The 13,044-nt window shown below is 63.9% G+C and carries 10 protein-coding genes; all 10 read left to right on the forward strand.

Annotation, left to right across the window (positions count from 1 at the left end; genetic code table 11):
* The first annotated feature begins 263 nt into the window (after positions 1-263).
* The 10 genes from ilvB (at position 264) to ToN1_RS18305 (ending at position 13,017) form a co-directional block, all read left to right on the forward strand.
* On the forward strand, positions 264-1,931 hold the full coding sequence (gene ilvB, locus ToN1_RS18260; RefSeq protein ID WP_169206131.1) for an acetolactate synthase large subunit: 1,668 nt from the start codon (positions 264-266) through the stop codon (positions 1,929-1,931).
* 2 nt (positions 1,932-1,933) lie between these two features.
* On the forward strand, positions 1,934-2,248 hold the full coding sequence (gene ilvN / locus ToN1_RS18265; protein ID WP_169206130.1) for an acetolactate synthase small subunit: 315 nt from the start codon (positions 1,934-1,936) through the stop codon (positions 2,246-2,248).
* A 98-nt stretch (positions 2,249-2,346) separates the two neighbouring features.
* Positions 2,347-3,480, forward strand: coding sequence for a chorismate synthase (gene aroC / locus ToN1_RS18270; protein ID WP_169206129.1), 1,134 nt, complete (start codon positions 2,347-2,349; stop codon positions 3,478-3,480).
* Between the two features lie 75 nt (positions 3,481-3,555).
* Positions 3,556-4,719: an MFS transporter gene (locus ToN1_RS18275; RefSeq protein WP_169206128.1), complete on the forward strand. Its 1,164-nt coding sequence runs from the start codon at positions 3,556-3,558 to the stop codon at positions 4,717-4,719.
* Complete coding sequence (locus tag ToN1_RS18280) at positions 4,716-5,531, forward strand: M48 family metallopeptidase (protein WP_169206127.1); 816 nt, start codon at positions 4,716-4,718, stop codon at positions 5,529-5,531. Before ToN1_RS18275 ends, ToN1_RS18280 begins: the two co-directional genes overlap by 4 nt.
* Positions 5,532-5,610: 79 nt before the next feature.
* Positions 5,611-7,020: a 3-isopropylmalate dehydratase large subunit gene (leuC, locus tag ToN1_RS18285; RefSeq protein ID WP_169206126.1), complete on the forward strand. Its 1,410-nt coding sequence runs from the start codon at positions 5,611-5,613 to the stop codon at positions 7,018-7,020.
* Between the two features lie 75 nt (positions 7,021-7,095).
* Complete coding sequence (gene leuD / locus ToN1_RS18290) at positions 7,096-7,734, forward strand: 3-isopropylmalate dehydratase small subunit (RefSeq protein WP_169206125.1); 639 nt, start codon at positions 7,096-7,098, stop codon at positions 7,732-7,734.
* 34 nt (positions 7,735-7,768) lie between these two features.
* Positions 7,769-8,821: a 3-isopropylmalate dehydrogenase gene (gene leuB / locus ToN1_RS18295; protein ID WP_169206124.1), complete on the forward strand. Its 1,053-nt coding sequence runs from the start codon at positions 7,769-7,771 to the stop codon at positions 8,819-8,821.
* A gap of 27 nt (positions 8,822-8,848) precedes the next feature.
* Complete coding sequence (asd, locus tag ToN1_RS18300) at positions 8,849-9,982, forward strand: aspartate-semialdehyde dehydrogenase (RefSeq protein WP_169206123.1); 1,134 nt, start codon at positions 8,849-8,851, stop codon at positions 9,980-9,982.
* Positions 9,983-10,218: 236 nt separating this feature from the next.
* Positions 10,219-13,017, forward strand: a complete 2,799-nt coding sequence (locus ToN1_RS18305; RefSeq protein WP_169206122.1) for a motility hub landmark protein FimV — start codon at positions 10,219-10,221, stop codon at positions 13,015-13,017.
* Positions 13,018-13,044 lie beyond the last annotated feature (27 nt).

Here is a 13,044-nt window from a genome sequence, read left to right on the forward strand (position 1 = left end):
GGTTTGTGCTTGTGTTTCATGCGTCCGTGTGTTTAGATTAGCCCGCTAACAGTTTATTTTGTCCCGATGACCACTCTGGTTCGCGCCCTCGTCGTAGTAGCCCTGTCCGTACGCGTAGTAGTAGGCGTAGGCGGCCACGCGTCTCGAGGGTAGGACAGAAGCAAGCAACAGATTCCAACCCCGCCGGCGCGCAAGCCCGGCGGGGGTTTTGTTTTTTTGCGCCGCCGGTTTTGATGCCCGACACCAAACCGAAGGAGCGCAAGATGATGCAAATGACCGGCGCCGAGTTGATCGTGCGCCTGCTGGAACGGCAGGGTATTCGTACCGTTGCAGGAATCCCGGGAGGGGCGATTCTGCCCTTGTACGATGCCTTGTCGGGTAGCGACGTCATACGCCACGTGCTCGCTCGTCACGAACAAGGGGCGGGTTTCATTGCGCAAGGCATGGCGCGAGTGTCGGGACATCCCGAGGTGTGTTTCGCGTCGAGTGGACCGGGTGCCACGAATCTGGTGACGGCGATTGCGGATGCTCGCCTCGATTCGATTCCGATGGTCGCGATCACCGGTCAGGTGCCGCTGTCCATGATCGGTACCGATGCGTTCCAGGAAGTCGATATCTACGGCATGACCGTGCCGATCACAAAGCACAACTTCCTCGTCCGTTCTGCGGCTGAGTTGCTGGAGGTTGTCCCGCAGGCATTCCGTATCGCGATGTCGGGGCGTCCAGGACCGGTACTCGTCGACGTCCCGAAGGATGTGCAGAATCAGCTGGTGAGTTTCGAGGCCTATCCCGAGCCGGCGGTGCCGGATCCGGCGCCGGGGCTGGACATGGCGGCGATCGAGTCGGCGGCGAAGATGATCGACGCGGCCGAGCGCCCGGTGCTGTACCTTGGAGGGGGCGTGGTGCATTCCGGGGCCTCGCGGCTGGCTGTGACGTTGGCCGAGCAGGCGGGTCTGCCGACGACGATGACGCTGATGGCGTTGGGCACGATGCCGGTCGATCACCCGTTGTCCATCGGCATGCTCGGAATGCATGCCGCGCGCTATACGAATTTCATTCTCGAGGAATCGGATCTGCTCATCTGCGTGGGGGCGCGTTTCGACGATCGGGCGATCGGCAAGGCGGCGCAGTTCTGTCCCAACGCGCGGATCATCCATATCGACATAGACCCCGCCGAACTGCACAAGATCAAGACGGCTCACGTGGCGATCAACGGCGATGTGTCGGCTGTCCTCGAGGCCTTGCTGCCGCGTGTGAAGCAAAGCCTGCGCAAGCGCTGGCTGGCGCATGTGGATAGTCTGAAGTCTCGTTTCCCGATGACGATGCCGGGGTGCGACGATCCGCGCACTCACTACGGGCTGGTGCATGCCGTTGCCGCCGCTCTTGATGACGAGGCGGTCATCGCGACCGATGTGGGACAGCATCAGATGTGGGTCGCCCAGGCGTATCCGTTCAGGCGGCCGCGCCAGTGGCTGACTTCGGGCGGCCTCGGGACGATGGGCTTCGGCGTGCCGGCCGCGATCGGTGCCGCGCTGGCGGAGCCCGATCGTACCGTTGTGTGCTTCACTGGCGATGGCAGCTTCAAGATGAACATCCAGGAACTCGCGACGCTCGCGGAGGAAGGGCTGAACGTCAAGATCGTGCTGATGAACAACAACTCGCTCGGTCTGGTGTACCAGCAGCAGAGCCTGTTCTACGGGAAACGCGTCTTTGCCTCGAAGTATCGCGGCGAGCCGGATTTCCTGAAGATTGCCGAGGGTTTCGGCATTGCTGCGGTCGATCTGGATAGCTCGCCGAATCCGCGTGCAGCGCTCGCACAGGCGCTGCAAAGCCGTGGGCCATGCCTGATCCATGCGTCGATCAGTCGCGAGGAATTCGTTTACCCGATGGTGCCGCCGGGCGCGGCAAATACTGAAATGATCGGAGGTTGAAAATGATCGAACAAGTCGCCGAGCCCTTGCAGCAACAAGGTTTCGCCAAGGTGGTCCTGGAGTTGGAGGTCAATAACCACCCCGGTGTGATGAGCCACATCTGCAACCTGTTTGCACGCAGGGCGTTCAACGTCGAGGGCATCCTGTGCATGCCGATGTCGGATACGAGTCGCAGCCGCATCTGGTTGCTGGTGTTCGAGGATCAGCGGCTCGAGCAGATGGTGCTTCAGTTGGAGAAGCTGGTGGATGTGCGATCGGTGCGGCGTCACGGTGCCGAGCACGAGGTATTCGAGCGTCTCGAGAAGTTCTTCCATTGACCCAGGGCCGGGCGCGGGCCCGGTCGCCCGGAAGGGCCTGGCTGACGCTGTGTTAAACTGCACGGCTCCTTCCGAATCACGTTCTGGTCGAGATTGCGATGTCCGGCAACACCTTAGGCAAACTCTTTTGTGTCACCTCCTTCGGTGAGTCCCACGGCCCGGCAATCGGCTGCGTTGTGGATGGATGTCCGCCGGGGCTGCCGATTTCTGCGCAAGAGATCCAGGTGGAGCTCGATCGTCGCAAGCCGGGCACTTCGCGTCACGTTACCCAGCGCCGTGAGCCGGACGAGGTGGAGATCCTGTCGGGGGTGTTCGAGGGGGTGACGACCGGCACGCCGATCGCGCTCCTGATCCGCAATCAGGACCAGCGATCGCGTGACTACGGCAATATCTCCGAGACTTTCCGCCCGGGACATGCCGACTACGAATACTGGCAGAAATACGGGATTCGCGACTATCGCGGCGGCGGTCGTTCCTCCGCACGCGAGACGGCGGTGCGGGTGGCGGCAGGCGCGATCGCGCGGAAGTGGCTGAAGGAGCGCTACGGCATCGCGATCCGCGGCTTCATGTCGCAGCTCGGCCCCATCCCCATCCCCTTCGAGAGCTGGGACGAGGTTGCACGCAACCCCTTCTTCGCGCCCAATGCGGGAATCGTTCCGCAGCTCGAGGCCTATATGGACGAGCTGCGCAAGTCCGGGGATTCGATCGGTGCGCGTATCGACGTTGTCGCGACGGGCGTTCCGGTGGGATGGGGGGAGCCCGTCTATGACCGGCTCGATGCCGACATCGCGTACGCGATGATGGGCATCAATGCGGTCAAAGGGGTGGAGATCGGTGCCGGTTTCGAGTGCGTGACGCAGCACGGCACGGAGCATTCGGACGAGATGACGCCCGAAGGTTATCTGACGAACAACGCGGGCGGCGTGCTCGGCGGAATTTCCAGCGGCCAGGACATCATCGTGAGCATGGCGGTGAAACCCACCTCCAGCATCCGGCTCGATCGCCGCTCGATCGACAAGCAGGGCAAGCCCGTGATTGTGAATACGCACGGGCGTCACGACCCCTGTGTCGGCATCCGGGCGACACCGATCGCCGAGGCGATGCTGGCGATCGTGCTGATGGATCATGCGTTGCGCCACCGCGCGCAATGCGGCGACGTGACGACCGATACGCCCCGGATTGCACGGCTGGCGCCGCAGGGCGTGCAGCGCGTCCCGCCGCCGCGCGCGTGAGCGGGGAGGGTTTGTCGCCGAGAGTCGTCGCCGGTCGTCGCGGCGTGAGGGCCTGAATTGCAGCCAGGCGTCGCAGTGGTTCCTTACTGGCGGCTCTCGGCCTACTACTTTTCCTATTTCGCGTTCGTCGGCGCATTCTCGCCCTATTTCACGCTCTACCTGCAGTCCATCGCGCTGTCGGCGACCGACATCGCGCTGCTGATGTCCCTGATGCAGGTCATGCGTGTGCTTGCTCCTGGCATGTGGGGCTGGCTGGCCGAGCATCTCGGCCGGCGGCTGACGATCATCCGCTTGTCTGCCTGGGCGAGTCTCGTCGGCTTCAGCGTCTTTTTCTTCACGACGCGTTTCGAAGGCCTGTTCCTGGCGATGGCCCTGATGGCGTTTTTCTGGAGTGCGGCCCTGCCTCTGGTCGAGAGCCTCACGTTCGCCCATCTGGGAGCCCAGGCGGGGCGTTACGGCAGCATCCGAGTGTGGGGCTCCGTCGGATTCATCGCGGCGGTGCTCGGGCTGGGTTACCTGCTCGATTTTCTGCCGCTGGATTCGGTGTTGTGGATAACGGCCGCGATCCTCGCAGCGATCGCCTTGAGCGCGGCGGTGTTGCCCGAAGCGGCGAGACCGCTTGCCCACCGGGAAAGCGCGAGCCTGCATGAGACGCTGCGTCGTCCGGAGGTACGGGCGCTCCTGGTTGCCTGCTTCCTGATGTCGGCCGCGCACGGCGCGTTGTACGTGTTCTATTCGATCTTCCTCGTCGATCACGGCTACGACAAGTCGGTCGTCGGGTGGATGTGGTCGCTTGGCGTGATCGCGGAGATCGTCGTCTTCATGTTCATGCCACGGGTGCTGCGCCGGCATTCGATGCGTGCGGTCCTGATATTCGCGTTTGCCTGCGCGGTCGTGCGTTTCATGGCGATAGGCTGGGGCGTGGGGTCGTTTGCTGTGCTGGTGCTTGCCCAACTGCTGCATGGAGCGACGTTCGGGGCTTACCATTCGGCGGCGATTGCGGCAGTGAATCAATGGTTCCCAGGCAGGTTGCAGTCTCGTGGGCAGGCCCTCTACGGCAGTATTTCGTTCGGTGCGGGCGGGATGCTTGGTGGGCTCGTGAGCGGATATACGTGGGAATCCGTGGGGCCGGCGTGGACCTATACTCTGGGGTCGCTGTTCGCGCTGGCGGGCCTTGCGTGGTTGGTGCTGGGTTGGCGCGGCGAAGCGGAGTCGAAGGCGGAAGGAGGAGTCGGATGACGAGTCGAATTGCGAAGATGGCCCGGATTGCCATGGCAGCCTGGCTTGTGTCTGCCTGCCAGACGGTGCAGACGACCGGGGGTGGTGCGGTGGGCGTCGATCGCAGCCAGACGATGATGGTGTCGGCGGCCGAGGTCGAGCAGGCATCCGGAAAACAATACCAGCAGGTGATCGGCGAGGCGCGCCAGAAGGGCGTGCTTAACCGCGACCCGGCGCAGCTCGCGCGCGTGCGCGCGATCTCGAACCGCCTTATCCCTCAGACCGTGGCGTTCCGGCGAGATGCTGCGCAATGGCAATGGGAGGTCAATGTGATCCGCTCAGATGAGCTCAACGCCTGGTGCATGGCGGGAGGCAAGATGGCGGTCTATTCGGGTCTCATCGACAAGTTGAATCTCACCGATGACGAGCTTGCCGCGGTGATGGGGCATGAGATCGCGCACGCCCTGCGGGAGCATTCGCGCGAGCAGATTTCCAAGGCAATGGTGACGAGCGTCGGGGCGTCGGTTGCCGGTGCGATCCTGGGGGTCGGCCAGCTCGGTACGGATCTTATGGGGATGGTCGGCAAAGTGACCTTCGAACTGCCGAATTCGCGCCTGCACGAAACCGAGGCCGATCGCATCGGCGTCGAGCTTGCGGCGCGCGCAGGCTACGACCCGCGAGCGGCCATCAGCCTCTGGGACAAGATGGGGGCACGCTCGAACGGCGGTCCGCCGCAGTGGCTCTCGACTCACCCCGGTCACGAAAGCCGGCGCAGGGATCTCGGCGAGTACGCCCAGCGGGTGATGCCGCTCTACGAGCAGGCGCGCCGCTGAGCGGCTCGCTGCCTATCCAGTCGGCGACGCGTGTGAAATAATCAAAACCTTTTCCTTGTCTTTCCTCGGGATATATAGGATGGAAGTCCAGACGCTGTACGAAAAGTTGTGGTCCAGCCACGTCGTCCATGAAGAGGTCGACGGTACTGCACTGATTTACATCGACCGCCACCTGGTACACGAGGTAACCAGCCCGCAGGCTTTCGAAGGGCTCAAGCTCGCCGGACGCAAGCCGTGGCGCGTGAGTTCGATCGTCGCGACCGCCGATCACAATACGCCGACCGATCACTGGGAGCGGGGTATCGTCGATCCGGTCTCGCGCCAACAGGTCGAGACGCTGGACGTCAATATCCGCGAAGTCGGCGCGCTGGCCTATTTCCCGTTCAAGGACGCGCGCCAGGGCATCGTGCACGTGATTGGACCGGAAAACGGCGTCACGTTGCCCGGCATGACGGTGGTTTGTGGCGACTCCCACACCTCCACGCATGGCGCGTTCGCCTGTCTGGCGCACGGCATCGGCACGTCCGAGGTCGAGCACGTGATGGCCACGCAATGCCTGCTGCAGAAGAAGTCCAAGACCATGCTCGTGAAGGTCGAGGGCCAACTCGGGCGCGGGGTGTACGCCAAGGACATCGCCCTTGCCATCATCGGCCGTATCGGCACGGCCGGCGGTACGGGGTACGCGATCGAGTTCGGCGGCAGCGCGATCCGTGCGCTGACGATGGAAGGGCGCATGACCCTGTGCAACATGGCGATCGAGGCGGGCGCGCGTGCGGGACTGGTCGGTGTCGACGACATCACGATCGACTACCTGCGTGACAAGCCCTTCGCGCCCAAGGGCGAACTGTGGGACAAGGCCGCGGCCTATTGGCGCACCCTGAAGTCGGATGAGGGCGCGAGCTTCGATCGCGTCGTTGAACTCGACGCTGCCGAGATCCTGCCGCAGGTCACCTGGGGGACCTCCCCCGAGATGGTCGAGACAGTGGCCGGCCGCGTGCCCGATCCGGCGAAGATCGCCGATCCGGTCAAGCGCGAAGGCGTCGAGCGCGCCCTCAAGTACATGGGGCTCGCCCCGAACACGCCGATCAGCGAAATTCCCGTGGATCAGGTGTTCATCGGTTCGTGCACCAACTCGCGCATCGAAGACCTGCGCGAAGCCGCAGCGGTCGCCAAGGGGCGCAAGAAGGCGGCGAGCGTCAAACGCGTGCTGGTCGTTCCCGGATCGGGTCTGGTGAAGCGCGAGGCCGAGGTGGAAGGCCTCGACAAGATCTTCATCGACGCCGGCTTCGAGTGGCGCGAGCCGGGGTGCTCGATGTGTCTCGCGATGAACGCGGACCGTCTCGAGCCCGGCGAGCACTGCGCTTCGACCTCGAACCGCAATTTCGAAGGGCGGCAGGGAGCGGGCGGACGCACGCATCTCGTCAGTCCCGCGATGGCCGCTGCTGCGGCCGTCACCGGACGCTTCGTGGATGTCCGCGAACTGGCCTGAACGACGCTGGCGCGACGATGCGCCGACGACCGATATTGACAGGGATGGCCGAGCCATCCAGAGGGTAGTGAGAGAATGAAACCGTTTACCACACTCGACGCGCTGGCCGTGCCGCTCGATCGTGCGAACGTCGACACCGACGCGATCATCCCCAAGCAGTTCCTGAAGTCGATCAAGCGCAGCGGCTTCGGCCCGAACCTCTTCGACGAATGGCGTTACCTCGATCATGGCGAACCGGGGCAGGATTGCAGCGGCCGTCCGCAGAATCCGGAATTCGTGCTGAACGAGGCGCGCTACCAGGGCGCACAGATCCTGCTCACCCGTGACAACTTCGGCTGCGGCAGCTCGCGCGAACATGCGCCATGGGCGCTGGAGGATTACGGCTTTCGCGTGCTGATCGGCGCGAGCTTCGCCGACATCTTCTTTAACAACTGCTTCAAGAACGGCGTGCTGCCCATCGTGTTGCCGGCCGCGCAGGTCGATGAGCTATTCCGTCAATGCGAGGCGACCGAGGGATATCGCCTGGTCGTCGACCTGGCGGCGCAGACGATCACCCGTCCGAACGGCGCCCGCATCAGCTTCGACGTGGATCCGTTCCGCAAGGAATGCCTGCTCAACGGCTGGGACGACATCGGCCTGACGCTGCGCCACGCCGACAAGATCCGCGCTTTCGAGGAAAAGCGCCGTGCTGATCACCCCTATTATTTCGCCTGAGCAGCGCTGCGAGGGCACCAGGAGAAAACTGCTGATGAAGATTTGCGTTCTGCCGGGCGACGGGATCGGTCCGGAAATCATGGCCGAAGCCGTCCGCGTGATTCAGGCGCTGGACCTGAAGTTCGAACTCGAAGAGGGCCTGCTGGGCGGCGCCGCGGTCGATGCGACCGGCGACCCGTATCCGGAAGCGACGCGCAAGCTCGCGCGCGCAGCCGATGCCGTGCTGCTTGGCGCGGTCGGTGGCCCGAAGTGGGACGGCCTGCCGCGCGAACAGCGTCCGGAGCGTGGCCTGCTCGGCATCCGCAAGGATCTCGGGCTGTTCGCCAACCTGCGTCCGGCGATCCTCTACCCCGAGCTCGCGAACGCCTCCACGCTGAAACCTGAGGTCGTGTCCGGCCTGGACATCCTGATCGTGCGCGAACTGACCGGTGACATCTATTTCGGCCAGCCGCGCGGCATCGAGAATCGTGACGGCGAGCGCTACGGCTTCAACACGATGCACTACACCGAGTCCGAGATCCGTCGCATCGGCCGCGTCGCTTTCGAGGCCGCCCGCAAGCGCAACAAGCGCCTGTGCTCGGTCGACAAGATGAACGTGCTGGAAACGACGCAGCTGTGGCGCGACGTGATGACCGAGCTTGCCCCCGAATATCCGGATGTCGAGCTCACCCACATGCTGGTCGACAACGCCGCGATGCAGCTCGTCCGTGCCCCCAAGCAGTTCGACGTGATGGTGACCGGCAACATGTTCGGGGACATCCTGTCGGATGAGGCCTCGATGCTGACCGGCTCGATCGGGATGTTGCCGTCGGCCTCGCTCGACGCGAACAACAAGGGCCTCTACGAGCCGTCGCACGGCTCGGCGCCCGACATCGCCGGCAAGGGCGTCGCCAACCCGCTCGCGACCATCCTTTCGGCGGCGATGATGCTGCGCTATACGTTCAATAATGAGGTCGCCGCTGCCCGCGTCGAGACGGCCGTGAAGAAGGTGCTCGCTCAGGGGTACCGCACCGGCGACATTTACGAGCCGGGTACGACGAAGGTGGGCACGAAGCAGATGGGCGATGCCGTTCTGGCCGCGCTCTGAGATTTTTGGCAATTCGAGGTATAGCAAATGAACAAGGTTGGTCTGGTCGGTTGGCGTGGCATGGTCGGTTCCGTGCTGATGCAGCGCATGGTCGAGGAGGGCGACTTCGCCCACATCGAGCCGGTGTATTTCTCGACGTCCGCGGCGGGTGGCAAGGCGCCTGCCTTCGGTGGCAAGGAAGCGGCGCTGCCGCTGCAGGACGCGTCGAACATCGACATGCTCAAGCAGATGGACATCGTGATTACCTGCCAGGGCGGCGACTACACCAAGGCCGTCTATCCGCAGTTGCGCGCAGCGGGCTGGAAGGGGCACTGGATCGACGCCGCGAGCGCGCTGCGCATGGAAGACAATGCGGTGATCATCCTGGATCCGGTCAACATGAACGTGATCAAGGATTCGCTCGTCAAGGGCGGTCGTGACTGGATCGGCGGTAACTGCACCGTCTCCCTGATGCTGATGGGCCTCGGCGGCCTCTTCAAGCACGACCTCGTCGAGTGGGTCTCTGCGATGACCTACCAGGCCGCTTCCGGCGCTGGCGCACAGAACATGCGCGAGCTGCTCGCCCAGATGGGTGCGCTGCACGACGCCGTGAAGGCGGAGTTGGCCGATCCCGCGTCGGCGATCCTCGACATCGACCGCAAAGTCGCTGCGACCATGCGCTCGGCCGATTTTCCGGTGAAAAACTTCCGCGGCGCCGCACTCGCCGGCAGCCTGATCCCGTGGATCGACGTGCCCGTCGATAACGGACAGTCGAAGGAAGAATGGAAGGGTGGCGCCGAGTGCAACAAGATCCTGGGCCGCCCCGCGTTCCGCAGCCCGGGCAGCATCCCCATCGATGGCCTGTGCGTGCGCATTGGCGCGATGCGCTGCCACTCGCAGGGGCTCACGATCAAGCTGCGCAAGGACGTGCCGCTCGATGAGGTCAGCGACATCATCGCAAAGGCAAATGACTGGGTGAAGGTCGTGCCGAACATGCGCGAGATCTCCGAGCGCGAACTGACCCCGGCGGCCGTCACTGGCACCCTTGCCGTTCCTGTCGGGCGTCTGCACAAGATGGCGATGGGGCCGGAATACCTCGGTGCCTTCACCGTCGGCGACCAGCTGCTGTGGGGGGCCGCCGAACCCCTGCGTCGCATGCTGCGCATCGTTCTCGATCGTTGATTGTCATGACATGAGGAAACGGCGGTCGTCACGCCGTTTCCGTTGTCCTATGCCTTAGTCCTCAAGGCAGAATGGCGGTTTTCGCGCCGTGGAAAATAGTCTTCGCAATTAAAGAATTGCTGCCAAGACTTAAACAAAATGTTAGATTGCCGGGGCATGACGGATGCCCGGCTGCGTCCGCGACGTCCATATTCCACGCAGTTTGGTACCCAGACTAGGGTGCGGATGATAAGACAATGATGAAAACATCGATCAAGGCCTCCCTGATCGCGACGGCGATCGCCATGCTCCCCCTTGGCAGCAATGCCGCAGGACTCGGTTCGATCCATGTTTTCAGCGGTATCGGACAGCCGCTCAAGGCAGAGGTCGAGCTGAATGCGAGCAATGAGGAACTGCAATCGCTTTCGGCGCGCGTTGCTCCCCCAGAAGCCTTCCGTCAAGCAAGCCTTCAATATACCGCTGCAATTTCCGGGCTTCGCTTCGCAGTCGAGCGCAGAGGCAGTCGCTCGGTTGTCAAGATCACCAGCGACAGGCCATTCAACGACCCCTTTGTCGACCTCCTGATCGAGCTGACTTGGGCCTCGGGTCGGCTGATGCGCGAATACACCTTCCTGCTTGACCCCGTGCCTGCGGGGCCTGCGGTACCAGCCGCAGGGCGCGGGGCGGCTCCGGTTGCTGAAGCGCTTGGGGTTCCTGCCGCGTCGTCGCAACGCAAGGTGCCTGCGACGAGCCTGGCGCCGGCGGCTGCCCAGGCGGCCGGTGGCGGGCGCCATGAGATCAAGAAGGGCGACACGCTGCACCGGATCGCCGAGGCGAACCGACCCGAGGGCGCCAGCCTCGATCAGATGCTGATAGCCCTGTTTCGCGAAAACCCCGATGCGTTCGAAGGAAACAACATCAATCGTCTGCGCACCGGCTCGATCGTGACGGTTCCGTCCGATGCACGCGTTCGCGAGATCGATCCCGTCCAGGCGCGTCGTGAAGTCCAGGCGCAGTCCGCCGATTTTTCCGCCTATCGCAGGAAGCTCGCCGGAGCAGTCGCCGCACGGCCGGCGGCGCCGGAATCGGCTCCGTCGCGCAGCGACGCAGGTACGATCGTGCCGAAGGTGGATGAGCCGGCGCGGCCGGCTGCGGGCGATCAGGTCAAGGTTTCCGGCGCACCATCTGAGCAAGGTGCCGCGAAAGGCGCCGACGACGCCCGTCTCGCCCGCCTTCAGGCGCTTGAGGAAGAACTCGTTGCGCGCGACAAGGCGCTGCAGGAGGCGAACCAGCGAGTCGCCGCCCTGGAGGCCAGTGTCAAACAGATGCAGGAGTTGCTGAGCCTGCGCAGCGAGAGCATGGCGCAGTTGCAGCAGCAGGCCAGCGCGGCGCCGTCGGCCCCGGCCTCCGCGCCCGCTGAGCCGCCGCAACAGCCGCCGGCCGTCGAGCCGCAGCAGGCTGCGCCGGCCAAGGAGGAAGCGCCCGCTCCGGTGGCGACTCCCAAGCCGGCACCCGTCCCGGCGCAGGCTCTCGCACCTGAGCCGGTCGAGGAGCCGGGCTTCGTCCAGGGGCTGCTTGGCGATCCTGCGGTACTTGCCGGAGGCGGGGGGATTCTCGCGCTCCTCCTGGCCTACGCCGGCATCAAGGCGCGTCAGCGTCGCAAGCAGGATACGGAGCATGGAGGCGAATCCGTAGCGAGCGAATTCCCTCTGCCGACAAATTCGGTATTCGGGGCAACCGGCGGGCAGAGCGTCAATACGGGCGAGAGCAGCGTACTGCATACCGATTTCAGCCAGTCCGGACTGTCGGCGATCGACACTGACGAGGGCGTCGATCCTGTCGCCGAAGCAGACGTATACATGGCCTACGGGCGCGACGCGCAAGCCGAAGAGATCCTTCTCGACGCACTGAAATCCGACGGGTCGAGGATGGCGATCTACGTCAAGCTGCTGGAGATTTACGCCCAACGCAAGAACCTCAAGGCGTTCGAAAATACTGCGACGGATCTCTACTCGCGGACCGGGGGAGATGGGGGAGATTGGGACAAGGCTGCCGAGATGGGGCGCCGCCTCGATCCCGATAATCCGCTGTATCGTGCTTCGGCCGGGGGAGGGACTCCGACCACCGGGCTCGTCACCGGCGCATTGGGCGTGGGCGGTCTTGCGAGCGCGGCTGTAGGGGTTGCCGATTCAGCAGCAGGTCCTGCAGCATCGTTCGCAGCACAAACGCCGGCAGCGCATGGGCCCGTGCTGACCGAGATCCCGGGCGATGCAGGCATCGAAGCCTTGCCGGAGGTGGATGCGGGGGCACTCGACTTCGATCTCGATGCCGGACTGGATCTTGGAAGCGCTGACGCGGCAGTAGAAACGCCGATGCCGCAGCTCGAGGCTGCTCCGTCCATTGAAGCGCCGCACGCAGTCGAGGATGCGCCCTCCTTCGATCTCGATGTCGGCGGAATTGTCGAGCAGGCGTCCGAGAAGGGGGTGGCCGCAGCCGACCCCGACCCGATGCTCGCCACTGTGATCGGTCAGGGGATGGATTTCGCCGCAGCGGACCAGGCACTCGAATTCGATCTGGCTCCGGAACTGGATGTCGCGGCGCCGCCGGCAGGTGGCGAGGTTAGCCTCGATCAGACCATGATCTCCCCGGATGGCGCGCCTGCAATGAGCGGCCCCGCTGTAGCGGAAGATCTGGAAAAAACCTCTTTCGACAGCAGTTTGCTGGATTTCGACTTCAACCTTGATGGCGGAGTGAACCAGCCGTCGGCGATTCCTCCTGCGCTCGATCTTACGGGTATTGACCTGAATCTTGAGGCAGCCTCCCTGGCTTCCTCGGACGGAACGGCCGATGATGGCAGCGACGCTGCAGCGTCGGCTGGCGGTCTCGCTCCCGGTGCGGACGTTATCGAAGAGGTCAACACGAAGCTTGAGCTTGCCCGCGCCTATGAGGAAATGGGTGACACCGAAGGGGCGCGGGAGCTTATCGAGGAGGTGTTGCGCGAGGGTTCGGCTGAACAGCGGGAGGCAGCTGCGCTTCTGGCTCAGCGACTCGGCTGAAGGCCGAATTCGCGTCGCCGCGAATTT

The sequence above is a fragment of the Aromatoleum petrolei genome (assembly GCF_017894385.1).
GTDB classification, from domain to species: domain Bacteria; phylum Pseudomonadota; class Gammaproteobacteria; order Burkholderiales; family Rhodocyclaceae; genus Aromatoleum; species Aromatoleum petrolei.

Excerpts from the sequence above, each read along its gene's own strand:
- leuB (WP_169206124.1), top strand. The coding sequence starts at position 7,769 with ATGAAGATTTGCGTTCTGCCGGGCGACGGGATCGGTCCGGAAATCATG.
- ilvN (WP_169206130.1), top strand. The coding sequence starts at position 1,934 with ATGATCGAACAAGTCGCCGAGCCCTTGCAGCAACAAGGTTTCGCCAAG.
- leuC (WP_169206126.1), top strand. The coding sequence starts at position 5,611 with ATGGAAGTCCAGACGCTGTACGAAAAGTTGTGGTCCAGCCACGTCGTC.
- aroC (WP_169206129.1), top strand. The coding sequence starts at position 2,347 with ATGTCCGGCAACACCTTAGGCAAACTCTTTTGTGTCACCTCCTTCGGT.
- asd (WP_169206123.1), top strand. The coding sequence starts at position 8,849 with ATGAACAAGGTTGGTCTGGTCGGTTGGCGTGGCATGGTCGGTTCCGTG.
- leuD (WP_169206125.1), top strand. The coding sequence starts at position 7,096 with ATGAAACCGTTTACCACACTCGACGCGCTGGCCGTGCCGCTCGATCGT.
- ToN1_RS18305 (WP_169206122.1), top strand. The coding sequence starts at position 10,219 with ATGATGAAAACATCGATCAAGGCCTCCCTGATCGCGACGGCGATCGCC.
- ToN1_RS18280 (WP_169206127.1), top strand. The coding sequence starts at position 4,716 with ATGACGAGTCGAATTGCGAAGATGGCCCGGATTGCCATGGCAGCCTGG.
- ilvB (WP_169206131.1), top strand. The coding sequence starts at position 264 with ATGATGCAAATGACCGGCGCCGAGTTGATCGTGCGCCTGCTGGAACGG.